This window comes from Ignisphaera sp. (assembly GCA_038735125.1).
Taxonomy (GTDB): domain Archaea; phylum Thermoproteota; class Thermoprotei_A; order Sulfolobales; family Ignisphaeraceae; genus Ignisphaera.
Genome location: JAVYNU010000001.1, coordinates 1 through 24,367, shown reverse-complemented (window position 1 = coordinate 24,367; position 24,367 = coordinate 1). Strand labels below are relative to the sequence as shown.

Genomic DNA, 24,367 nt, shown 5'->3' with positions numbered 1-24,367 from the left:
TATAAAATGGTGTGTGCTGTGGCTAGGCAATTCAAGGAGCTTGTGGCTCTGGTTAAACAGGTTAAGGGGGTCTACATCGTCTATGCCCCCACAATCGACAGCATCTTCTCGGCATCTCTTCTTCTAAGATTTTTCAAAGAATATGAAGCAGACATTATGTTAGCCCCATATTATTCAGCGTCTAAACCCAGTGGCGATGGTATTACCATCGGAGTTGGGGTGATGCAAAGAAGCCCCTTGCCGGGAACGAGATATGTTTCAATAGACGATTTTCTGGAGAGGGATGTAAGCATAGTGCAGTCCACATCTATACATCTCGTGAGGAATATCAAAAACTATTGGATTGTTCCAAAGACCATCGAAGCATTGTCCATGTCGGCCATGCTATCGATTGCCCGCTCTACACTCTATGATGAAAATGTTGTGGAGATTCATAAGGCTGTGTTGGAGGAGGCGGTGTCAAAGGATTTGTGGGAGTATACACAGAGTCTTAGACTCTTTGGCTATCCAAGAATAGATGCTGCCCAAGCTCTTGCAAAAACTTTGGAGCCCTATATCGTGGGGGTCTCGCTAGACGATAAAGCTGGTTCAGAGATTGTGAGCAAGGTTTTAGCCGCTAAGGAGAAGGATATTGTGAAGGGTGTTGCCGAGGAGGTTGAGAAAATAGTTTCTAGCTATGGAAGAGGCGCTCCAAGTGTTATAGGGCCAAAAATAATTGTTAAAAATGTTGAGGGTGTTGTAGATTTGTACGAGACTGTCTATGCACTCTCGTTCTACCTTGATCTTAAGGGGGCTGAGGCACCTCTCTACATAACCTTGGAGCCTAGGATAGTGGGCTATGCTGTGGCTAGGATGTATTCAACTCTAAAGCAATTCAAAAACTTTATAGACAATCTGATAAAGGGGCTGGCAATAAAAAGGTTTATTGTCAAGGGCATCAGAATAGGGGTTGTCGACATATCGACAGAGCCTAGTGTACCACCTCTCTACACATTGTACAGAATCTTGAAGGGTGTTGGGCTGGCAGAGGATATAACGGTTTTCACAAACGGCAAAGAGTATCTACTGCCCCTGCAACTAGTTGAGGCTAGGTGGCCACTGGAAAAGGAGCTGAATATAGATAGAAACTATATTGTGTTGCCAAATATTCAAAGCGTTGGTGATGTCATAAAATGATGTTGGAGCTAAGCATAGAGATAGTGATGAGCGATGAAAACATGTGTAGATCTGTTCTAAACGCGGTTGAGCCAGACAACAAAACAGCTCCAAGCTCTATAACCATCGATGTTACATGCCAGGGCAACGTTATGAAGATACTAGTTAGAGGCTCAAATACGAAGATCCTAACGTTTAGAAATACTGTAGATGATCTTCTAGAACATGTATCCATAGCCATGAAAACGGTTAACGAGGTTCATAGTGCTAGCACCTCTTGATCTAAACCAGCTTGATGGAAAGAGCTAGTAGCATATCGTTTCTTCACATAGGTTTGGAACGACTATTGAATCTCCTCTACGTATCTAAATATAGAGTCGGCAATTATTGTAACTATCTTGGAGTTCCTTGGAAGCTCTCTAGAAACCTTTATAGCCCCAGCTATGTTGGCACCTGAGGATATCCCTGCCAATATGCCCTCTTCTTTCGCTAGGTGAAGCGCCATTTCAAGCGCCTCGCTATAGGAAACCTCGATTACCCTGTCTATCACTGTCTTGTCTAGGAGTGGTGGAACATCTTTGTGTAGCAACCCCTCTATCCTATCCTCCCCAACACCTCCAGCAAGCTTCGACCCCCTCGGGGTTACAGCCACTATCTTCACATCCCGTTTCCTCTCCTTTAGGAACCTGCCGACACCTGTTATAGTACCCCCTGTCCCAACACCCATGACAAAAGCGTCTATATCGCCATTCATCTGCTCCCAAATCTCTCTGGCAGTCGTTTCGTAGTGCGCCAATGCGTTGTCGGGGTTTGCATACTGGTTTAGGAAAACAGTGTTTCTCTCTCTCGCAACCCTCTCAGCAATTCTTATGTAGTAGCTCTCCGAGGCTGGATCCTCATCGCCGAATATTATCTCGGCGCCTAGAAACTCTAGTATCTTGACCTTTGCCTTGCTAGTCGACTTGGGGATCACTATAACTGGTTTTAGTCCAAGCCTCCTAGCTACGAATGTCACGGAAATAGCTGTGTTGCCGCTAGACGCCTCGACAATATAATTGCCTGGTTTTAGCCCAAACCTCTTTATGGCCCCTCTCACCATGTACAGCGCTATCCTATCTTTGTGGCTGCCAGTAGGATTGAAATACTCTAGCTTTGCAAATAGTCTACAGCCATTCTCGAGTCCCACACTCTTAATCTCTATCACTGGGGTGCCTCCAATAAGTTCCAGAATATCTGACACCATTTAGACACCGGCAAACACTGAAGAACTTATATTCTGTAGCAAAGCCATAAAAGTTTTTGTGCATAGCCATGCTAATAGTTTTTGAGGGTATTGACGCAGCCGGCAAATCTACTATGAGCAGAATGGTTGTAGAGCATATCCGGAGAAAAGGGCTTGAAGCAACCTTATTCTCATACCCCAACTACACCTCGATATATGGATCCATAATAAAACTCTTTCTAGAATCCAAAATAAGATTGACACACCAAGAACTTTTCTTCCTATACATACTAGACATGTATAGAGAGAAGCCCAAAGTCGAAAAAGCGCTTTCAAGCGGATACACCGTTATAATGGATAGGTACTACACCTCCACAATAGCATATCAATGCTCCCTCGGATTCGACTACGAAATGGCGAGGAAAATCATAGAGTATCTCGATATGCCAAAGCCAGACACAATAATCTATCTCGATATAGAGCCTAGAAAAGCTGTAGAGAGAAAAGCAAAGCAAAAGAATCTCGACGTATTTGAAAAAGACATTGAGTTTCTGGAGAAGGTCAGAAAAATGTACTGGAGGCTAATAGGCGAGGGATACCCAACAAAGAACTGGATTGTTGTAGACGCGAGCAAGGGCATTAATGAGGTGTTCAGCTACATTATTGAGAGACTACAGCTATAGGGTTGATATGCAGGAATTAGGCGGCGACCCGATCCCAGCTTGGGTGGGCTGCGGCCCCTCTCGGAAGCCACAGCCACACCCAACGCGGCTGGCTTAACTTCCGGGATCTGACGAGTCCGGGTGTTGCCCAGCCGCTATGGCCGGGTCGGGTCGCCGATTATCTATCTATAATTGCTAGGGTTTAAAAGATTTTTGTGTCTTTTCCTGTGGAACAGCATATATCTTTGTTACTATTACTGGCGAACCGCATTTTGGGCAGTTTCCATCTACCTTCCCTATGAAATCCCCTTCTCTAAACTCTCTCTCGATTGTGTAGTCGTTTTGCTGGCATATGGCAACAGTCATTATTTTGAAGCTTATTTTCTCATTTCCTAAGAATTGTTTTCTTCTTTTTGAGTAGTCGAGTGATGAGATTACTAGGTATATCAGTAGACCTGCCATTATAATTGCAAGTATTATTGTTAGGACATCTGTCTGCATTGTGATCATGTTAGTATACACCAACGCTGTTTCCAATACCCACAACGATTACATTGTCTCCGGGTTTTGTTCTATTCCTTATAATCTCTAGAACTTTTTGATAGGCTTTTTCAACTCCATCGGAAATCTCTTTTGTCATTGGGTTTATCGCCTCGTCGTTACCCATTTTAATTATTACAGCGTCTAGTGGTGCGCCACACTTTACAGCTGTTCTCTCAATCTCTATTTTTTCTGGCCCGACATCGCCTATTGCTGCTCCAGAGCCTTCTGCAACTAGACCTGTTGGCTCTCCCTCGAGCTTTAGTGCTGCATCTACTGTTATGATTCTAGCCACCTTGTTCTCTAGCATCTCAGCAATTTTTGCAACAGCTTTTCCGGGTCTTCCAACTGTTGCTCCAGGCCCCTTTGCTTTTATCACATAGACTTTTCTGCCATCTATTTCAGTGATTGAGTATACTGTGTCTTCCTCAATATCTATTCTGGGCGCTAGCCCAGCAAGCTTGTAGGCGACCATGGCGCCTGCCGAGTCTCCTATTGGAACACCTTTTATGAATGTGTCAACAGCTCTCACATAGGGCATAAGCTCTCTTAGCAGCTGTGGGAGGAGTAGGTATAGCTGCATTAGAAGAACCCAGTTCTCATACTTCTTCCCAAGCAGGTAGTAGTGTCTCAAAACCTTGAATACTGTGTAGAGGGCTGAGGCAACTGCTAGCGAGACTGCTATGTTGTTCAGCATGTGTCTGCCTATGTTCGGCATGGAGTTTTGCAGATCCTTTTTGAATTTGTCTTCGTTGGCTGTTATTATGTGGTCAAGCCTCTTTATAATGTCTGTCGGCTCTATGGAGACAGGTTCTATAGCGAAGTAGTTTTCTAGCGAGTTTCCTATTATTGTATCTATGTTGCCTACGCCCAGTTTGGATAGGTATGTCTTCACCTTGGATATGCTCTCTTTGACAAGGCCCTCAACAACTGTTAGCCTTGCTGCAACACCTTTTTCGTATCTCAGAAACTGTGTTTTTTGTGGGAGGTCCGTGAAGAAGTATAGCATGAATACGAGCCAGAAGAGTATGGATATTATATTGTTCCAGTCGTTGCCGATCTGCATGTTTGTTACCATGTATAGCGTGTATCATCACCTTCTTTAGTTATATCCAGAAAACAGTTTTTGTGGATATAAAACTTTTTGTTTATAATAACAAGCTTAGGTGGGCTGCATCAGGCACTCTGTTGTAACTATCTTCTCCCCCTTGTCTGTGAATAGTATTGTGTGCTCGAATTGTGCCACCACACCCCCGCTCCTCTCGACCAGGACTGGATAAGCTATGGCTAGACCGCTTTGGACAAAGGCTTTCACAGCCTTTTCGAGGAGCTCGAGGCTAAACCTATTTGTGTACCACCTCAGTGCGAAGGGCAGTGTCTTTCTGTCATCGTATATGGTGTTGAAGACTGTTTGAAGCTCTTGGCCAAGCTTCGAAAGCTTCTTGGGGTTTGGCCTTAGCGCGTATATCAGCGTCTTTCTACCTTCTGTAACATATCCATCTCCGCTTGTTGCGAAGGGCTCTATAGCATATGCCCTCCCCGCCTTGAAGGAGCCGAGAACAAGCCTGTCTCTGTAGTTTGGGATTACCTCGCCCGCATGTATAGAGAACCTGTCTAGGCTATGCCCACTCAGATTGTATATTGGCTTGAATCCATAGCTTTTTATAACAGATTCGACTATGTGGCCAACCTCGCTGAACTTTGTCCCTATGTTGGCCGCCTCAACGGCTTTCTCCAGAGCTGTTTTAGCTGCTTCGCAAAGCATGTTGTATCTGTCGTCGAGTGCTACTGTAATGGCTGTGTCTGCTATGTAGCCATTCACATGAACGCCTATATCTATCTTCACGACAGCCCCCTCAGGAACTGTGAGAGTGTCTCCAGCCTCTGGCGTGTAGTGGGCCGCCACATCGTTTATAGATATGTTTACTGGGAATGCTGGCTCCCCACCCATCTCAGCAATCCTCTTCTCGATCTGCTCAGCAATTTCTATCACCTTCGCCCCCGGTCTAACAATCTTTGTGGAGTCTCTAAGGATTTTGCATGCTATTTGACCTGCCTTGACATAGCTCTCGATCTCCTCCTGCCCCATCATAGATCTTCGCACACCTGCGAGCTGTCTGTAGCTAGAAACCTTTTTAGCAAACCTTTTTTACTGTTTGAGCAGAAAGCTTTTTGAGGTGGTTTGATTGGCTTTGATTAGGTGGCTTGGCCACGCAGCCTTTGTTGTAGAGGTTGGTGGCTACAGGTTTTTGGTCGACCCCTGGATAACAAACCCCCTGTCTCCCTATAGAAGCGTCGAGTCCTTTGCTAGAGACTACCAAGAGATAGACTTTATTGTTGTCACCCACGGTCATGGGGACCACGTGGGAGAGGCTGAGGAGCTTCTAAAGAGGTATAAGAAGGCTAGGATAGTAGCTGTATATGAGCTCGCCGAGGAGATAGCTAGAAAGGCCGGGGCTGTCGACAGGTCTGTCCCAGCCAATATAGGCGGCTATATAAGGCTTGGCCCAGAGATTGGGGCTGTCCTAACACCGGCCTTCCACAGCTCCTCAACAGGCTCTCCAACAGGTGTTGTCATTTTGGGTGAGGGCAAGTCGTTTTACCATGCCGGGGACACAGGGGTCTTCGGGGACATGAGGCTTATCCACGAGCTCTACAAACCTGTTGTGGCTATGCTTCCAATAGGAGGGCACTTCACTATGGGTGTTGAGGAGGCTGTGAAGGCAGTTGAGCTCCTCAGACCCTCTATAGCTATACCAATGCATTACAACACATTCGATGTGATATCAGCTGACCCAAACAGGTTTGCGGCCCTGGTTAGGGAGAGGGTCCCCGGCGTAGATGTGAGGATCCTAAAGCCGGGCGAGTCCATAAGGGTATAGCCAAAGGAGTTTACATGGATACGAAGCTCGGCACTGGCTACAACCCCATAGAGCTCTCGAAAGCAGTTGAGAAGCTTGTCTCAGTGGATGTTGGAGGGGCTGTGGCGAGAAAGTACTTTGGGCTTGCGCCAACCAGGTTCTACGGAGGCTCTGCAACAGGCTATGCAACAGGCTGCAACCTTAGATGTGTATACTGCTGGAGTCTAGCCAGAAACGCTAGGGCTGTCGGGGACTACCACAAACCTGTTGATGTCGCAAGAAAGTTGGTTGGGATGGCCAGTCAAAACGGCTATAGATTTGCTAGGCTGAGTGGGGGAGAGCCGACAATAGCCTTTGAACACCTCCTGCAGCTGCTAGACCACCTAAACATGTTTAGAGACATTTGGAGGGGGATGTTCATACTAGAGACAAACGGGGTTCTGATAGGCTATGACAAGAGGTTGGCAGAGGCGCTGAGCAGATACAGGTTTGTTGTGGCCAGGGTGTCGATAAAGGGCTGCAGCGAGGAGGAGTTCCACACGATAACGGGGGCTGAGAAGAGCTTCTTCAACACACAGATACAAGCGGTAAAAAACCTGTTGGACAGCGGCATAGAGACGAGAGTCGCAATAACAATAAGCTTCTGCAAAAAAGAGACGCTTGCAAAACTCCTCGAGAGGCTGGCGACAATAGACACAAGGCTTGTGGACAGCATGGAGATAGAGTATGTAAAGCTCTATCCAGCAGTCCAGAAAAGGCTATGCAAAAAGGGCTTGGCACCATGGATAGCGATAAGACCCCCAGACAAGATAGTAGACCAGGAGAAGCTCTATGAGCTCTGCAGAGAAGAGCCTCAGAGAAGCCATAGCGAAGGTAATAGCTAGAAACCCAAGCGGAATAACATTCGAAGAGCTTAGAGACCAGCTAGAAACAGAAGAGCAGATATACATAGACGGCATAGAGCTGAGAAAAACTGTAGCCGAAATGATAAGACAGGGCACAATATGCAAAGAACCATCACCACAAAGAAAAAAGATGCTACTAAAACCATGCAGCAACACCAAACAATAAACACATAGACCCAAGAACACAGAACACACAAAACAATAGAGTTTTAAGTTTTTCATTTCTTTCCATATTCGTTACATACAGTGCTGGGTTTGCAAAGATATTTAAGGGCTTTAAAAGTTTTTATGGTTTCATAGCAAAGTTCTCTGTGTACACAATTTTGTCAACTCTTTCTAGAGTTTTCCCATGGGAGACATTGTAATAGCTGTATTGCAGCTATGGTCTCTTCAGATCATTGATAGTCGAAGATTATTACATGGTGATTAACGCTAATCTGCTTAAAAGCTTTTATACCCCATTCAATCAGAAATGTATTGAACTGCTTCGAATCCGCAAATGGAGACTCTCATCCAAGAGAACCAAGCACAGAATCCGATAAATGGAATTGAAAGGCAAAAGCCGTTGAAAAAGGTGATAGGATGAGATAGCCGAGATTGAATCCGATAAATGGAGTTGGAAGTTGCTATTAGACTTTTACCATGTTATACTAGAAATTAGTGTGGGGTGTGGTATGGTTTGGACTGTGGCACAGTCTTTTTCAAACTGTTTTTGTGGGTTGGGGGTCAGTGAGGCAGGGTTTCATCAGTTTTCAGATACCAGAAACCTCATCACCGTCTTGCAGATTCGTTTGTACAATCCTTAATCAAATGACTAATATTTTTAACGCAAGTTGGTTAGCAGCTTCAATTTTGCTAGAGACGGGATATGCAGAAGCTGTGGCTATTTGGCCTATGCTATGATAGAGTTTATAAGTGGGTTAGAAAAGGATGTGGTATAGGTGTTCAAATACGGCAGACCAAAGCGAAAGGCTGTCGTAGCTTAGGCTCAGGGTAGAGAAGCTCATAAGGGACATCGAGGAGACCCTGCTGCCAATAGTCGAAAGAGTTGACAGGGAAAAGGCAGAGCTACTCAAATACTACCTGAAAGAGGCAAAAGAAGACCTGCCGACAATCACAAAGATATCGCTGATAGACCGAATGCTGACAGTCGCTGCAACAGCACTCGGAGAAGACATCGACAAAATGACCTCCCCAGACCTCAGACCACCCCCAGACCTGCCAGAAGACTAAAAACAATTTTTCTTTTGATTTCACGGTTGTGAGACTATGAAGAGAGGGTGAAGATCCTCTAGCCCTGACAGTGTTTGGACACCCTGTCTGCAATTTGTTGAGGCCTCATAGCAGGGTAGAAAGGTGGGAGATAGCTATATAAACGAGTCTTGGCTTTCTCTTCGAACAGCTGTTTGGGGGTGAAGGTGGTGAGCTACTACTTTGTTGTAAAACGAAATCCTAAATTGTGTTATGGTTTATGTAGATCAGTTATTGGTTGTGTGGGGCGCTAGGCTTGTTGATGTTGTGGCGGTTGGTTTTGAGTAGTGTAGCCAGCAGCAATTCTCTTTTGACGTACTGCAATGTTTATGCTGTTTGTGTAGAGAGCTACGGCAACATCTATGCTGTTTCGCAGTGTAGCAGTATCGAGCAGTGCATTGAATGCATTGTCGAAATGATTTTGACAGGAGCTGAGGTGAGATACGCCGCTCTATTGGATGTAGAGAGCTCCGAGCTCGTAGAAATAGATATGGGGTTTCGAATCCCCAAAGTCTCTAGGAAATCCGACGACTATCTAAATGCCGAGGAGCTCGAGATCACATGCAAAGACATTAGACTGTGTGTAGAGATAGCAAAAATGTTCAAACACGTTAAATACATGAAAATAGCTAGCGTCAAAGACAATCCCAAGACAATTCTACACATAGATAGAAGCCACTATAAAGACTATGTAGAGACAATAAAACAGCTAAGAAAAATCCAAATAAAAAACATTTCACAGGGAATATGCACACCAACAATAAACATAGAAATACCACAGCATAGAGCAGCTATACCAATAAAAATAAACCTCTAGAAATAGCTCTTATCATAAATCTTTCAATACTTTCAGCTGAAACCTAGAAAGCGTTAACTACCTCAATATGCGCTGTTCGTAGCCAATAACCTACCTTTTTAACATAGTGCACCATGCCTCTCCCTAGAACAGCTGATGTGTGATGCTCCAAAGTATTGTATACAGAAGATGGTGCCATTATGTTACTGATTCGCCGTGGTTTTTCCATGATATTCAAGCACGTCCACATCCTCAAGCCAAAGTTGGTGCTCTAATTGCTAAGATTAAAATGGATTTTACATGAAGAGGGTTTAACACAACAGCAAAGTTTTTATATGTGTGCATAAGCAATAGATACAGGCGGGCGCTTTGTCCTATACGGCTCCCACGCCCCCCAGTAATGTGCTAGATGAGCTTGCATTAGCAGCTGTTGCTGCAAGGGTCAACCCTATTAAATGTGAAAATGGGAAATGCGATTATCTTGATCGATCACAAATTAACAAGCTTATAGAGCTTAATGAAACTGTTGATGGTTTTACACTACTACTCTATCTGGTTCGTCAAATGAGTCGAAAAGAATGGGAACGTGTTAGCGGTACTAGATTGTATCGGGTACTCAATAATCTCATCTCTAATGTTAGGGATATAAAGGAACAGCAAAAGGTGCTGAGGATTGCTCTCAGCTATTTTAAGTGGTTCTTTGAGTGTTGGGAACTTAATCCGCAAAATGATCTGCGAAAGCAATATAGCAACTATTTGCGCAACCCCAACATGCAAGCACCTCAAGGATTTGCACAAACTTATCTCAAAACCCTCTTACGTATTTAATCATGCGAGAAGGTTGGAATCTTGAGTGGCGAGATTCAGAAGGTTGTGGAAGGACTTCGTGTACTAGGCATCGATCACGATGTTCTGAAGTCGATTACTGTTATAGAAGGTGAAGCTGTTAATGAAACACCGCTTCGCATTGGTAAAGGCCGTGGTGGGTTAGGTGAAGTAGATCTTCCTGTGCTGAGGGATCCTAGAGGTGTGCCATACATTCCTGCATCTACCATCAAAGGTGCTACTAGGTCTCTGTTAGAGGCTGTGGCTAGAGCCGGTAACTACAAGGTGTGTGAACTATTCAACGATGCAACATGCTCTTTTGCAGTTGAATTCCTTAACTATGTGTATCAAGTGGCGCAAAAATCTAGAAGCTTCGATGAATTGAAGAAGACACTTCTTGATAAACAAAGCCGGGGGGTTATTGCTGAAATAGCTTCCCGTAGGCGCATAAGAGATGCAGAAGCTGTGGTCAGCAACATTATGTCTAGTATAGTGCAGGTGTCGTCTGTAGATAATCTGTTGTCTGTGTTGAAGCAGTATAGCCCATGTATAATATGCAGGGTCTTCGGCAACCAAGCCCTCGCCTCTAAGGCCATATTCTTCGATGTGTATCCGGTGAAAGATCAGGAGGTTAAGCTAGCTACACGCGCACGAGTAGCAATAGACCGGTTTAGAGAGGCTGCTAGAAGTGGTGCGCTATTTGAATATGAATTCATACCCCCTGGATACAGGTGGCGCTTCAGAGCAGAGCTAAAGAATATAGACATCACTGCATGTGATAGCGATGTCTGTAAACTTCTGAGAACATATCTAAAGATGTTTGCATCTCAAGGTATAATGTTTGGTGGTATGAAGAGCGTTGGACACGGGGTTCTGAGGCTAGACCCCGAGAAAACCCGTGTTGTAGTCTATGTTGTGAAAGACCTTTCCCTAGTTGAGGAGAAGAACATTACACTAAGAGAATTGATTTCGAGGTGGTGAAAGTGAGTGTAGCTGCCAAGGCTTTTGAATGGTTTGGACTTCACAAGCTGGTTAGAAGGGTGGTGTTTGAGGGCACTATAACAAATATTGAGCCGCTCAGGGTCGGAGCTGGTCGTGCTGCAGCTACTTTCGAGCCTGTAGACCTGGTGGTTGTCAAGATAACCACGGCTGACGGCAAAAGCATCCCCTATATCCCTGGCTCGTCACTGAAAGGGGTTTTCAGAAGCTATGTTGTTAAATTGATGAGGAGTGCAGGGCTTGCTGTTTGTGGTGGTGTGCCCGGGGATACATGTCTCAAAGGAGATGAGTTTGAGGAGCTTGAAAAGCATAGGGCTTCTTATGAGAGCCTTGCGGAGAACATAGCTAATGCGTTACCTAAGCCTATATGCTTGGCATGCCTAATGTTTGGCTCCCCTGGCCTAGTCTCGCACATCAGGTTCTATGACAGCTACCCCACTGATGGGTACAGACTTGGCTATAGAACTATGGTTGCAATCGATAGGAGGACTGGTGTGGCAAAACCCAGGGCTCTGTTCAGTGTTGAGTATGTGGAGCCTGGCGCCAAGTTTGGTTTCAGAGTAGAGTTTGTTAATCTACCTAACTATGCAATTGGCGTTGTTGCAGAGTCCCTACTGGATATGCACATGGGTCTTCTGAAGATTGGAGGCCTCAAGACACGGGGCTTTGGCTGGGTCAAAATCGAGAATCTGAAAGTTTATGGCTATGACTATAGAGGGGGTGCGGAACTTAAAGACTCTATACCGGCTCTCGATCCGTTGGACGTGGATGTAAAGGTGGTGGAGAGCAGCTGGCTGGAGATGCTCAAGAACTTTGCCAATGCTTGGAGAGGTGCATTGCAGAAGCTTAGGAAGGTGTCTGAAAGTGGTTGGAGGTGGAGCTCATGTCTAGCATAGCTGTGACCAGAAAGGCTTTTACTGTAAGAGATATAGAGGTGGAGGGGACACTCAGCGGCGTTATCGAGGCTGAGATAGAGGCTCTTTCATATATCCATGTGTCTATGGGTAGGGAGAGGCTGGAGCGTCTAATCGACATTAAAACAGCTGCTAGCCTGCTAAATACTGTTGAAGAAGCTCTCATTAAAGGTGATATAAAAGCGTTGCAGAGGGTTTCATCGTATGTTGCTCTCGACTATATAGACAACGTTGTTTATGGAGATAGTGTGTGTATACCGGGCTCCACAATAAAGGGTCTCTTAAGGGCTAGGCTAGAGCTATGCCCTGCCAAAGATGGCTCGGCCATATCTTGTATGCGAAGCGATGTCAAGCCAATTTCATCACCTCCACCACCAGGCGCCCACGGCTGGAGACATGCAAGAATCTGGAAAGCAGTTTCAGAGAATCGAGGCCCATATTGCAATCCTATAGAGACGCAAGACTATACAATATGTGTTGTCTGCGACATCTTTGGGGCTCCAGGGGTTGTGGGCAGGGTTATGCCAAGCAACTTCTGCTGTAGTCTAGAAGCTTACGAGAAGAGGGATCTGCCATACGGGGAAAAGGTCTATGCAATAAAGCCGGGCACCAGACTCAAAGGCTCAATCATGTTCTCTGCACTCAAGCTTGAGGAGATAGGGGCGCTGCTCATATCAATGGGCATAGCTAAGGGCAGCTCCATTGGCATACCGGTGCTCATCGGCAAACACAAATATGCGTATCCCGACATGGGCAAAGCGAGATTCATGGTTGTAGCGCTCAAAGCTCCACTTCGATTCGCCGAGACCCTCGCTAAGTGGGGGCTGAACTGCAGTGTCGAGCACATCGAAATTATTTGCAGAGAAAAGGAGTTGCAGAAACTCATTGACATGGCCATTGACGAGACCCTCACCAGGTACCCCCAGCTATCGCAACTACACGGATTTTCAGAAGCTGATGTGAAAGACAAGGTGGTTGCGAAGTGAGTTTCGAGGGGGAGCTCCTAGGTAAGAAGGCCTTCATAGTCTTTTACGACGACGACCTATCGTCTAGAGGCCAAGTTGTCTGCACCGTGGACAACAATGTGATTAGCGATGTGAAGAGGAGTAAGCTAGCCATAGTAGTGACGAAAGAGAGATCGGACAAGGGTAGAGAGGTGTGCATATACCACGTTATATCTGGGGGCAACCGGGTCGGCAGATATGATGTGGAATGCCCGTATGTCTTCGACAGCCAATCTGTTCTAAGGAGAGACTATAGGTCAGCAGAGAACCTATCGACCAAACTGTGAAGGTGTGAATAGATGAGCGATTACATAGTTGTGACACACCAGTCTCCTCTCATCGATGAGACTGGACAGCAGACCTACATAACTAGTGTGAGTCTGGAGAAGCTCTCGAACTATGGGAAAAAGCTGCTTGGATTAGTTGAGTCTGCTGTCAACGCTGTCTCAACGCTCTTCCAAGGTGTGGAACAGGCGTTTAGGATTTGCAGAGACTTGCAGGGGGTAGACCTAGCGATATGCTTGCTTGAGAGGCTCGCCGACGCTATATCGATAGCCTTTCGCAGATACTTCGTAACCCCGCTGACACCCCCGGTACAGCTTCAGGGAGTGGTCGGCGCTGTGACACCGTCTCCACAAGACCTGCTCTACGCATGGATTATGGGTAGAGACACAGCTGTTATGCGGGAGATACTGGGTGAAGGCAGGAGTTTGAGGGGATTAGCCAAAGAGTTTGATTACGAGAAGGTTGCTGGGACCATCAACGAGTTTGTGAAGCACTTCGGAGAAATTGTGGCTCCACCGCAGGACATGAAAGAGGCTCTCGAGAGGCTCGACCTCTTATTGAATTTGCCTTCAGATACTAGGCCTGGGTGTAGCATATCTAAGCTAATCCCGCACACCATTGCCACAACAGGACTGGCTGTAGCAATGTATGTCAACAAATATTGGGATTCCCTCCAGAAGAACTCTAAGCAACATAGACTGGAGCTGGCTTTGCTTAGACTAGCTGCGCTTCTACACGATATAGGCAAGCCCGCTAGCTGGGTTGAGATCTACAGAGATAGGGTTTATGTAAGCCATGCTGCGAAGTCTGTTGAGCTAATCGAGAAGAGCAGGCTCAAAGACTTCTTGTCTGGGCTGGGCTTGGACGAGGTCTACAAAGCTCTTTGTGAGCTCATAGAGAAGCATCACGATGTAGAGAAGTTGCCAAGCTCATTTAAGCTAGATGGTTTGGGATTGGAGGTGAAAGTAAAGGAGCTAGGAGAGATTCTAAGCAAAGCTGACCAGAGGTCTTCGAATATCGATAGGCTTAGCAAGTACTTCGCATCTATTGTACATGACACCCTCGCCAAATATGCTGAAGGGCGTGGGCTAAAGGTTGAGGATCTTTTTGCAGGGACAGGGCCCAAGATATGGGATGCCTGGCTCTCTATGCCTAACGACCTGTACAGCAGTGTTGTAAAGAAGATAGCTGAGAGCCTCAAAGCCCGGCTGATACCCTCTGACCTCCTCGAGGATCCTGGGTCAAGCATAGAGGAGGTCAAGCTGCTGGTAGTTGATGTGGCAGGGATTCAGAGTTTCATAAAGAGGGAGTCGCTTAGAATACTAACAGCTACAAGCTTTGTGATAGACGCCTGCACAGTATATGCCATCCCCAGAGCGATAATCGAGAAGCTCGGTCTCTCGCTAGACGCTATAGTCTATGCAGGCGGGGGCTTTGTAATAGCCTTTGCCCCGTCGCGCACCACAGATGTTGAGAAGGTTGCTGAGTACGTTAAGAGCCTAGTTGGCTTCGACATCAATTTGACCTATGCTTTATCGGAGCTTAAATCCAGTTGGGGCTGGTCCATTAGAAGAGGTGTTGCCGAACTTGCAGCAAGAAAAGAGCTTCGCAGGACAATGAGAAGATTGACTGAGACGGGGTATGAGGTGCTATGCGAGTACTGTAGACGGAGGCCGGCTACAGAGAATCTCAACGGCGAGTATGTGTGTTCCGAGTGCAGAAGTCTGCACGACCTTGGCACAGGCATGTATATAAGAACGAAGCTTGGGTACCTAGCCTCCCTAGGCTATAGAGAGGCTAGAGACATAATCGAGAAGAACAGGGTTAAGGAGGTGTATCAATACCTCATCTCCTGGCTCTCAGGAGTTGAGCTAGATAGGCTTGGTGTTGAGCAGCGCAAGATTGCTATAGTTAAAGTTGATGGAAATGCCGCTGGGCAGTACATGGCGTCGGCACTAAACATTGCTGAGGCTATGTGCAGAAGCATTAGAATAGATATGGGTTTGAAGCTGGGGTTCCTAACAGCGCTTCAAAGGCTCAGGAACAGTATTGGCAATATCGACGAGTTCGACAAGATTGCTACCAGGGTTTTCGCAGGTACCCTATATGCTGGTGGAGACGATATGCTTGCTATATGGCCCTCCAGCGTAGCTCTGCCGCTGGCTCTGGCCACAGCCGAGGCCTTCTGGAGATTGAATGGCGGCGAGCTCACCCTGTCTATAGCTATAGCAGCTGCCAAGCCCAAACACAACATATGGAATGTCCTCGACGCAGCTGAATACCTGCTCAAGAGGTGCAAGTCTAGATTCCGAGAAGAGAGGGTGTTTAAGCTGGGCCCGAAGCTCGTTGCCACAGTATCTTTCATCAAAAGCGAGTGGCAGCTCTTCGAGACAGAGGTTGCACAGCTCTTCAAAAAGTACTCTGCCACCGGCTATAGACTGAGTCAACAGCCTTTCGTAGTAACTGTTCAGAGGGGTGTGGGTATGGGCTGCGACGACATGCTAACAGTTCTCGATGCGCTTCTAAGCCAAGGAATTGGGAAGAGAGTCGATGACCTGGGCACAGCTACGGAGATCCTTATACAGCTAGCCAGCAAAGAGGATCTGAAGAATGTTCTGCGGGACATAGAGTCATTGGTACAGGAAGCCATGACCATAGTCCATGACCACGGGGCTAACAACCTCGTCCTAGGTCTATACCTAGCTAGAGAGTCTAACCGCGTTGAGGAGAGGAGCAGAGGTGTTTACCAGGGAATGGCAAGACTATCGCTTCTCTGCAAAGATATGCCACCTCTATTCGACATCTACAACCTTGTTGAAATAGTCATTGGGGGTTGATGCAATGGCTCGTCTCAGAATATGTTATTTGCTCAAGCTTGAGGGTGGTGGGCTGTGGGGCAGTGGCAAAGGGCTTCTCGAAGCAAATGTTGTTACAACAGCCTGTAGGCATGCACGAGGAGGCGAGGTTCTCTGCATACCGCACACCTACATCAAGGGGGTTCTGAGGAGAGCAGCTGAGGAGGTTTTTGACCACCTCACTAGAGTAGGCATTGTGCAGAGCAGAGACATCATATTGAAGGTATTTGGGCCCCTAACACCATTTAGCGACAAAGTTGCTGTAGTGCCGTCGCCAACCATGTTCGGCCCTCTCTACCCAGTTAAAGATGTGGAGTCGGCTAAGGCACTGGCAAACGATGAGCCAATGGCCTATCTGTTCAAGGACAGCACTCTACTGTCTCCAAGTACCTATATCGAGCCCCATGTGAGGCTAGACGACAGATGTGCTAGAGCTGCCAAAGGAGCTTTGTTCAAAGAGCTTAGGGTTGCCCCAGCAACCCTGTTCTATGGGGAGATAATGTACGAGTCAGCCGATTTCAGCGAACTTACTGATGTGGCTAGGCTACTAACCATAGCGATAGCTATGCTACGCTACAAGTATGTGGGTAGAAGGTCGTCGGCAAAGAGCTACATCTTAAAGATTGAGCCCCCGGACATTGCAGAAGATGAGAATGTAAAATACGTGCTCTCCGTTACCCAGGTTTCTTAGGAGGTGGATATGGAGATAGGGTTATATAGGTATAGACTAGAGCTGTTGACGCCTGCCATCGTGACCTCCGCCCAGGGCTACAGAGGCATGAGCTACACCACCGTATCCAAATACATATTGGGCTCGGTGGTTAGAGGCGCTCTATTCTCACAGCTTCTAAGCGAAAACGCTATAACAAGTGCAGACGCTCACCGCGAGTCTCTAAATCCAAGCCACAGTGTGACCCCGGCTCTACATGTGCCCCGCGAAAAAGCCGATACAGCTATACCAATCAAAGACGTGGCATTTGCACATGCACTCACATTTATGTTCAAGCACGCGACTGGATCCCCCAGGGTGCTGAGCTTCGGCATAGACAGGCTCCTACAATACATTGAAACAGGGAAATATGGCGTGGAAGAAGCTCTGAAGGAGCTGATATTTAATGTCACACTCATCACAGATGTAAAGGCATTCAAAAACGCTGTTAGCAACCCAATTGAGGTGCTAAAGTCCTCTACGGAGATGAAAAGTGCCTGTGGAAACACAATAGTTAGGGATGCTGGTGGATGGGTGGTATCGGAGCCGAGCACAAGTATCTACGTAGAGACAGCTGTTGATAGAGCCCGCAGAAGCGCGGCTTCGGGGGCTCTCTATGCATACGAGTACATAGAGCCTGGCAACATGTTTGTAGGGCTTATAGCGACTCAAAGTGGTTCGCCTATAGCTGACGCGCTCAAATCCTATGATAAGAGTTGCCTAGTTGTTAGAGTTGGCAGAGGTGGTGGGCGAGGATTCGGGATATCGAGACTATGCATAGAGAGTATAGACCAATCAAAAGTCATTGACCCATTTGACCTAGACAACAAACTATATGTACTCTACGCAGCGTCACCAATGCTAAACATAGATGGTGTGCCAGGACCTGTGGTGACAGGCGACGAAATAACTGTGAAGGTCTTTGGATCAACAGCTGCTGTGATAAAGATTCGCGCTGTTATCGGCAGACACACAACAAAGTATTATGGGTGGTCTTATAGAACTGGGCTACCAAAGTTGCCTGTGGAGGTTAATAGCCCTGGAACCCTGGCTGTGGCTGAGATACTGCGTGTGTACAACCATGAGCTTCTAGCCTATACAGTAGCGACAGGATTCAACAGCTTATCGTCTCAGGGATTCAACTTCGCCAAGCTCATTAGACAAGATTTTGTAGAGGTGGTGTAAAGTGATAGACGCCAACATTGTTGGTAATAGGCTGAGAGAGTTTATTGAGCGAGAGAAAAAGCTGAACACTGTGCTCTACCTAAAGCTGGTGTTCAAGCCCCTTAACAGTCTTGGGCTAGTGCATATAGCCTCAGAGAGGGGGGCGGCATACACCCCCGTATTCAGAGTTGGCGGCGAGATCTACATACCTGCATCGAGTTTCATAGGGGCTCTCAGATCAGCTGCAGAATCCATTGCCAAGGTGTCTCTCAACGCATTTGGAGACATAGCCGACAGGATCTTCGCTGAGGCACACTGCGAACCTGAGGAAGATATAATCAGACATATATGTTCTCCCCGCGGAGATGAGTACCTAAGCCTCGTCAAGAACTTAGTCAAGGTATTAACCAGTAACAGAGATCTCTACAGGCATTTCTTAACCGATGATGCCGCTACAGAGATTTCGAATATAATGGGGGGTGTTGATAGCCTCGACAAAATGCCTAGAGAGCTAGAGCCAGTGCTCTCAGCTCTGTGCCCGATATGCAGGCTCTTCGGAGGCCCTGGTCTAGGATCCAAGATATCTGTGCTTAGGGTAGAGCCACACATAGTTTCTACGCATACTGTTACCCATGTATCTATCTCTCGCCAGAGCTCTACAGCAATGCCCCAACGGCTATACACACGAGAGTACGCAGCATTAGACTCTCTATCGATAGATATAACCATAAAGAATGTTGTAAGAGGTGGCCCAGAACTTAGAATACTTAGAGCTGTGCTAGAATATCTAAACAAGGTGGGGATATCTATTGGAGGTGCAAAGTCCATAGGTGTTGGCAAGCTTTTCCTAGATCTTGAAAACAGTAGAGGGATATACATAGATCTGAATACCATTAACGACAAAACAAAACTACTTGATGCGCTGATAAATATCGAGAACCTAGCTCAGAAACCTCTTGGCGAACTGCTTAAAGAGTTCGCCTAGTCGCGATAGCGCCATGACGAATATCAATGTACTGGTAATTGGTTTGTGGGGCTACCCTGGTGGGTGGCACAGAGCTAGATACATCCCTGTGGTGCCCAATGACAAGAGGTGTGTGGGTAAGCCTAGTTGTTGGGTGCCGGGGGAGGGTATAGATTCCTACTCAACGACTATTGTTGAAGCGGTTGCCTTGAAGAGGCTGGGCTTCGAGCCGCATCTGAGGATCTATGGCCTGGACACGCTTGCAACCCCGCCGAGGCCCAGCTCGGGTAAGCAACCAGGTAAGGCTGTTGAGGGCGATCCAAGGGCTAAGCTCGTTGAGGAGGTGGGCAGGCGTGTCGAGGGATCTCTGTGTAGTGACCATATCGAGTACAATGATGTTGTGGAGGTGGCTAGGTGGGTTCTAGAGAGATTCACAGACATGTACACTAAGGAGGTAGGTGAGCAGCTTGCTGCAAGCGTTAGTGTGCTTCCAGGTATTGGTGTGTACAGGGCATGTTCTAACCTTAGGAGGTTTGTCTATAGGGGGTCGCCGCTCAACACATATGCCGCGTTGTTAATCGATTTAGCAGATGCTCTCAATTGTGTAGACCCAGACCTGGTGGTGCTAGACATAAGCCATGGTGTAAACTACCTTCCGGTGCTTGGCAGAGAGGCTGTTCACAAGTCCATAAGGCTTTATAGTGCGCTGAGGGGGAAGAAAGTGGTGGTAGCTGTTGTGAATAGCGATCCGGTACAAGAGCCAGGCCAGTCCTCACACATCCACCTAGTCGAGCTTAGAACGTATGAGGAGAAGCCGCTGGAGCTCTTCGAGTCAACAGTCAGCGACCTTTCCATGGAGGAGTTAAAGCCGAGAGCGCTCGAGAGGGTTGAGCCGCCGAAGGAGATTCAGGAGCTGAGCAAGCTCATCGACTACACCTCCAAAAGCTACACAGACTTGGTGAACGCTCTTACAAGGGCGTCTAGCTATGGACTCGTTCTATACATATTAACGAGGATGGCCGGCTTAGACCTGGGAGAGCTCGAGAGGGATATATCCAGCCTCGAGGGCAAGGTCAAGGACGCTCTATACTCTAGGAGTGTGAGGCTAGAGGGAGACTCGGTTACAGTTGAGCACAAGTATGCAGTAACCCCAGGGGTTGTGGACCTGCTCTCAGCTCTGAGATTGCTGAAGAGGCTAAGGGAGGCCATCAAGCTCGACTTCAAAGCTGGGGAGGGCTGGGTTGAGCTAGAGCTGTTGGAGAAGCTGGGTGGGGAGCTGGGGCTCAGTAGAATAGCATCGAAGATCCTCATGTACGAAGTGCAAGACATTGAAAAGCATGTGAATGCCCTCGAGACGCTGGGAGTAGACCTGTCCAAGCCACTAGTCTACAACACCATAATCCAAGTCCTCAATATGAGCCTTGAAGATGCCATAGCGAGGGAGAAGCTGAGAGAAGTACTCATGGAAGCAGAGCACAAAGCGAGAAGCAGGCCCGAGCAGAGATGCCAAGCCAACGAGAGACACTTCTATGCGCACGCCGGGTTGGAAAGAAATATTGTAGAGGTAAAGAAGCAGAACGAGAAGATCTACATACGCTATATACCAGCATGTCTAGAACTCGTCAACGAGATAATTGCGAAAGGCGACTAAGGCCATAGCGACGCAGACTTCAGCAAACTCAGTATAAGCCCTCAATAACACGTTGCAGAAGGAGAGTTGAATGCCCTTGTCTACCATGAGTCAAACTCTAAGCATTTCTGTCTTTCAATTCCATTTATCGGATTCTGTGCTTGGTTCTCTTGGATGAGAGTCTCCATTTGTGGATTCGAAGCAGTTCAATACATTTCTGATTGAATGGGGTATAAAAGCTTTTAAGCAGATTAGCGTTAATCGCCATGCGATTGCCATAGAACATCAATGATCTGAAGAGACCATAGCTACAATACAGCTATTGCAATGAACACCATAAAGAGTTTTGAGAAGGAGTTGACAAAATTGTGTACACAGAGATTGTTCTCACGAAGTGATAAAAGCTTTTAAAGCCCTTAAATATCTTTGCAAACCCAGCACTGTATGTACAGAATATAGAAAGAAATGAAAAGCTTAAAACTCTATTCTTTGTTGTGGTATGTAAAATTGTGTTGTTTTGTGGTGTGGGGTGTGTTGGGGTGTGGGTCTACAGCGTCTCATGGGATGTATATTGTTTTTGTTGGGATTGCTGTTGTTTGGTGTGGCATTGTGATGCTATGCAATGTATGTTGATGCAGTGAATTGTTTTGTAGATGGTGGATGGGATGCAATGGGTTTTGAGGTTGTTGCTGGGGTGGTTCCCTGGTTTTGGTAGGTGATTGTGGGGTGCTGGGGCTAGTACTACGTAACAGCAGATGTGCTTGGACTATCTTTGTTTATGCTCTGCCCACTGCTTTGTTGGTGATAGTTGGTCTCTTGCTTGGTTTGCTTAGCTTATTGGGGTCGCCGGTCTTAGCACAGTCCTCTGCAACATTGTGTAGTGCGATGGTGGTGGCAGGTTGTAGCATTTCTTGTTTGTCTTGCTGGAGACCCTGGTCACAGCTCTAGCTAGTTGGAGCCGCTATCGCATCTACTAGACAGAGACGGAATCTGGGTTCCTTGCGGGGCTCGGTTGTTCCACTTCGTCGAGTTGCTTCATCAGACTCTATGAGCGAGTTCATGTGTAGAGTTTATGTGTGGTCTATGTGATCGGGGTTTGCGAACAAGATTTGTCAGCAGACTTTATAGACTGGACTAGCATAGTACTATATTCTGGGGCGGCGTCACGGTTCTGGTCTACATCACAGCTCAGCTGGTAGGGCTATCATCATCTGCCGCCCCGCCTGCTCTGTTTGTCAGATGGCTTATATACATGGCTTTTCATCGTTTGATGTGGGGTTCAAGAAGCGGGGTAGGCTGGCTGATTAACCAAAACTTTTGCTGGGCTCCCCATGTCTTTGCAGAGAAAGTATTTGACTGGGTCTCTAACGGCTAGAGCTGCAATCATTGACTGCCCAGTTTGAAGCGGGCTGAGCTGAAATTGTCTATGTGGAAACCCCGTTTCTGCCAACAGCTCAAATTGTGACAGCTATGTGCAACGGGTTTTTCAACTGCGAAAGAATTGACAGCTATTACATATTAGCTCTATTCGCCTTCCACAACTCAGACGATTTTGAGTTGGGTAGTCCGGGTAGCGACAGCAACAATGATGTCAGGCTCTACGAGATTGGACACACCTAGGTTTCTGAAGATAGAGACGTGTTTGCCCATCTCACAGCTGTGAAAATATAGATTTGATGGTTACATCTATCGTCTCAACACTTTCTCATGAGTCTCACAACAAAAATGGGGTTGAGGCCAAAGAGGAGTTAAACGATATTATAGAGAATCTTACGAATCTGGGAAAAGGGGCTAGAGAGGAATGAGGACAGGCCAGCAACGTTGCTAGAAGCTAGCTATTTTGCAGCAATTGCTTTAGACGCCTATCAACCGTCGTAGCTCAGAACCTTTCCTTCTAACATTTAAGGGAAAGTCTTCGTCTGCTCAACCCCCTCTTCATTTCTTGGCATGCACCCCTTTAGTAAGGAGTCGACCATCTCCCCATATCTCTCTATTATGGGGCTCACATTCATTTCTTGCATTTCGTAGTCTCCATCAACTTTCTACTCCCTTATGGGAGTTTCCTTGAGAGTATATTCGGCTCAACTTTTGCACCATATGTGCAAATCTTTCTACTCCCTTATGGGAGTTTCATGTTATATCAAATGTTGTGTGGAAGATGGAGATAGACTATGAAGACTTTCTACTCCCTTATGGGAGTTTCGGATTGCATTTCTCAACGTATCAATGGTTCTTGCCCCACATGCTTTCTACTCCCTTATGGGAGTTTCGGAAAATCTACTTCAGCTCAAACGACCCACCAAAAATACTTGAAACCTTTCTACTCCCTTATGGGAGTTTCACGAGATATATATAATCATTCCGAAGCAGGTTCCAGAGCGTGGAACTTTCTACTCCCTTATGGGAGTTTCTCTTGGATAACTCTGAAATGCTGGAGCAGTTTCTGAAGTGGTGCATCTTTCTACTCCCTTATGGGAGTTTCCACCGTTCTCACCCCCCACATTATCGCCTCCGAAGACCGCGAAAACTTTCTACTCCCTTATGGGAGTTTCTTTTATCCTTAACCCTTATCTCTGTTACCCACACATCGTGCTTACTTTCTACTCCCTTATGGGAGTTTCGAATGGTTATGTTTAGTTTTGGTATCCAAGTTACAGTGGTGTACATTCTTTCTACTCCCTTATGGGAGTTTCAATACCGCTTTGCACTTGCACTAGCATTTTTCATTGGTCTGTTTACAGCTTTCTACTCCCTTATGGGAGTTTCAGTTACAAAAGAGTTTAGGGATATGGTTAAACAGTATGCTGAACTTTCTACTCCCTTATGGGAGTTTCCTGTCTTCGATAGAGTTGCTGGGGCTTGCATGCGCCATTAAAACTTTCTACTCCCTTATGGGAGTTTCGATATATGGACGCTCACTTTTTGCCCGAGTCGTGTAGAGAGTTCTTTCTACTCCCTTATGGGAGTTTCAAACAATTTAGCTTTAGAGCAAAGGTGATGGTATGATATTTCTTTCTACTCCCTTATGGGAGTTTCTGTTGTTGTGAAGCGGTCTGTGGAAGAGGTCTTTAATGTTGAAGACTTTCTACTCCCTTATGGGAGTTTCAACTGAGGTTTATGAGTTAGACCTGTGGTTGTATGAGACTTTCTACTCCCTTATGGGAGTTTCAAATAAGAATCGACAGAAAGGTGTACACTGTGCTAGTTCCAGATTACACTTTCTACTCCCTTATGGGAGTTTCACATTGCTGAAATGATCCTAAAACTTGCTAAAGTGAAAAAGACTTTCTACTCCCTTATGGGAGTTTCATGGGATATATATCCGATGATCATCGTTTTGGACTCCAGCTAGTCTCTTTCTACTCCCTTATGGGAGTTTCAGAATGATTGTCATTGTGAATGATAGTGGGCGTGATATTTTCATCTTTCTACTCCCTTATGGGAGTTTCATGGTTTCAAAGGCTATGTTAGTCAATTGTGTATGGATATGGCATTAGACACTTTCTACTCCCTTATGGGAGTTTCATGGTTTCAAAGGCTATGTTAGTCAATTGTGTATGGATATGGCATTAGACACTTTCTACTCCCTTATGGGAGTTTCATGGTTTCAAAGGCTATGTTAGTCA

At 46.4% G+C, this 24,367-nt stretch carries 21 protein-coding genes, 1 rRNA gene and 1 CRISPR repeat array; of the genes, 17 read left to right on the top strand and 5 right to left on the bottom strand.

From position 1 onward, the window contains the following. Nucleotides 1-18: 18 nt before the first annotated feature. Complete coding sequence (locus QW284_00110; protein MEM0338083.1) at nt 19-1,176, top strand: hypothetical protein; 1,158 nt, start codon at nt 19-21, stop codon at nt 1,174-1,176. Beyond that, entirely contained in the window at nt 1,173-1,436 is a 264-nt protein-coding gene (locus tag QW284_00105; GenBank protein MEM0338082.1) for a KEOPS complex subunit Pcc1, read from the top strand. The genes QW284_00110 and QW284_00105 overlap by 4 nt, the downstream gene beginning before the upstream one ends. Before the next feature lie 62 nt (nt 1,437-1,498). On the opposite strand, the gene QW284_00100 is transcribed toward QW284_00105, so the two are convergent. Next, nucleotides 1,499-2,398 carry a cysteine synthase family protein gene (locus QW284_00100; protein MEM0338081.1) on the bottom strand — a complete coding sequence of 300 codons (900 nt, stop codon included), beginning with the start codon at nt 2,396-2,398 and terminating at the stop codon, nt 1,499-1,501. Between the two features lie 68 nt (nt 2,399-2,466). Here QW284_00100 and tmk point away from each other — a divergent pair, with 68 nt between their 5' ends. Further along, nucleotides 2,467-3,060: a dTMP kinase gene (gene tmk / locus QW284_00095; GenBank protein ID MEM0338080.1), complete on the top strand. Its 594-nt coding sequence runs from the start codon at nt 2,467-2,469 to the stop codon at nt 3,058-3,060. A 29-nt stretch (nt 3,061-3,089) separates the two neighbouring features. Here tmk and rrf read toward each other — a convergent pair. From rrf to map, 4 genes are all read right to left on the bottom strand, one after another. Then, nucleotides 3,090-3,208 (bottom strand): 5S ribosomal RNA (gene rrf, locus QW284_00090). 26 nt (nt 3,209-3,234) lie between these two features. Beyond that, on the bottom strand, nt 3,235-3,549 hold the full coding sequence (locus QW284_00085) for a hypothetical protein (protein ID MEM0338079.1): 315 nt from the start codon (nt 3,547-3,549) through the stop codon (nt 3,235-3,237). Between the two features lies 1 nt (nt 3,550). Further along, the gene (locus tag QW284_00080; protein ID MEM0338078.1) at nt 3,551-4,645 is read right to left on the bottom strand and encodes a DUF1512 domain-containing protein; all 1,095 of its coding nucleotides are present in this window, start codon (nt 4,643-4,645) and stop codon (nt 3,551-3,553) included. A gap of 96 nt (nt 4,646-4,741) precedes the next feature. Further along, on the bottom strand, nt 4,742-5,671 hold the full coding sequence (gene map / locus QW284_00075; protein ID MEM0338077.1) for a type II methionyl aminopeptidase: 930 nt from the start codon (nt 5,669-5,671) through the stop codon (nt 4,742-4,744). 94 nt (nt 5,672-5,765) lie between these two features. On the opposite strand from map, the gene QW284_00070 reads away from it, so the two are divergent. From QW284_00070 to QW284_00005, 14 genes are all read left to right on the top strand, one after another. Continuing rightward, complete coding sequence (locus QW284_00070; GenBank protein MEM0338076.1) at nt 5,766-6,461, top strand: metal-dependent hydrolase; 696 nt, start codon at nt 5,766-5,768, stop codon at nt 6,459-6,461. 14 nt (nt 6,462-6,475) lie between these two features. After that, nucleotides 6,476-7,324 (top strand): radical SAM protein, encoded by an 849-nt coding sequence (locus QW284_00065; GenBank protein MEM0338075.1) that lies wholly within the window; start codon nt 6,476-6,478, stop codon nt 7,322-7,324. Further along, complete coding sequence (locus tag QW284_00060; GenBank protein MEM0338074.1) at nt 7,272-7,511, top strand: hypothetical protein; 240 nt, start codon at nt 7,272-7,274, stop codon at nt 7,509-7,511. Before QW284_00065 ends, QW284_00060 begins: the two co-directional genes overlap by 53 nt. A gap of 1,365 nt (nt 7,512-8,876) precedes the next feature. Continuing rightward, nucleotides 8,877-9,413, top strand: a complete 537-nt coding sequence (locus QW284_00055) for a hypothetical protein (GenBank protein MEM0338073.1) — start codon at nt 8,877-8,879, stop codon at nt 9,411-9,413. A 348-nt stretch (nt 9,414-9,761) separates the two neighbouring features. Further along, nucleotides 9,762-10,220, top strand: a complete 459-nt coding sequence (locus QW284_00050) for a hypothetical protein (GenBank protein MEM0338072.1) — start codon at nt 9,762-9,764, stop codon at nt 10,218-10,220. 21 nt (nt 10,221-10,241) lie between these two features. Then, entirely contained in the window at nt 10,242-11,198 is a 957-nt protein-coding gene (locus tag QW284_00045; GenBank protein ID MEM0338071.1) for an RAMP superfamily CRISPR-associated protein, read from the top strand. Between the two features lie 2 nt (nt 11,199-11,200). Then, on the top strand, nt 11,201-12,112 hold the full coding sequence (csx7, locus tag QW284_00040; protein ID MEM0338070.1) for a CRISPR-associated RAMP protein Csx7: 912 nt from the start codon (nt 11,201-11,203) through the stop codon (nt 12,110-12,112). Then, entirely contained in the window at nt 12,100-13,116 is a 1,017-nt protein-coding gene (locus tag QW284_00035; protein MEM0338069.1) for an RAMP superfamily CRISPR-associated protein, read from the top strand. Before csx7 ends, QW284_00035 begins: the two co-directional genes overlap by 13 nt. After that, the gene (locus QW284_00030; protein MEM0338068.1) at nt 13,113-13,421 is read left to right on the top strand and encodes a hypothetical protein; all 309 of its coding nucleotides are present in this window, start codon (nt 13,113-13,115) and stop codon (nt 13,419-13,421) included. Before QW284_00035 ends, QW284_00030 begins: the two co-directional genes overlap by 4 nt. Nucleotides 13,422-13,433: 12 nt before the next feature. After that, entirely contained in the window at nt 13,434-16,256 is a 2,823-nt protein-coding gene (locus QW284_00025) for an HD domain-containing protein (protein ID MEM0338067.1), read from the top strand. A gap of 4 nt (nt 16,257-16,260) precedes the next feature. Next, nucleotides 16,261-16,965 carry a hypothetical protein gene (locus QW284_00020; protein MEM0338066.1) on the top strand — a complete coding sequence of 235 codons (705 nt, stop codon included), beginning with the start codon at nt 16,261-16,263 and terminating at the stop codon, nt 16,963-16,965. 9 nt (nt 16,966-16,974) lie between these two features. After that, on the top strand, nt 16,975-18,168 hold the full coding sequence (locus QW284_00015) for a hypothetical protein (protein MEM0338065.1): 1,194 nt from the start codon (nt 16,975-16,977) through the stop codon (nt 18,166-18,168). Between the two features lies 1 nt (nt 18,169). Further along, nucleotides 18,170-19,132, top strand: coding sequence for an RAMP superfamily CRISPR-associated protein (locus QW284_00010; GenBank protein ID MEM0338064.1), 963 nt, complete (start codon nt 18,170-18,172; stop codon nt 19,130-19,132). 43 nt (nt 19,133-19,175) lie between these two features. Then, on the top strand, nt 19,176-20,762 hold the full coding sequence (locus tag QW284_00005) for a TM1812 family CRISPR-associated protein (protein MEM0338063.1): 1,587 nt from the start codon (nt 19,176-19,178) through the stop codon (nt 20,760-20,762). A 2,017-nt stretch (nt 20,763-22,779) separates the two neighbouring features. Beyond that, a CRISPR array of direct repeats spans nt 22,780-24,266; the repeat unit is 25 nt; unit sequence CTTTCTACTCCCTTATGGGAGTTTC. Between the last annotated feature and the right edge of the window lie 101 nt (nt 24,267-24,367).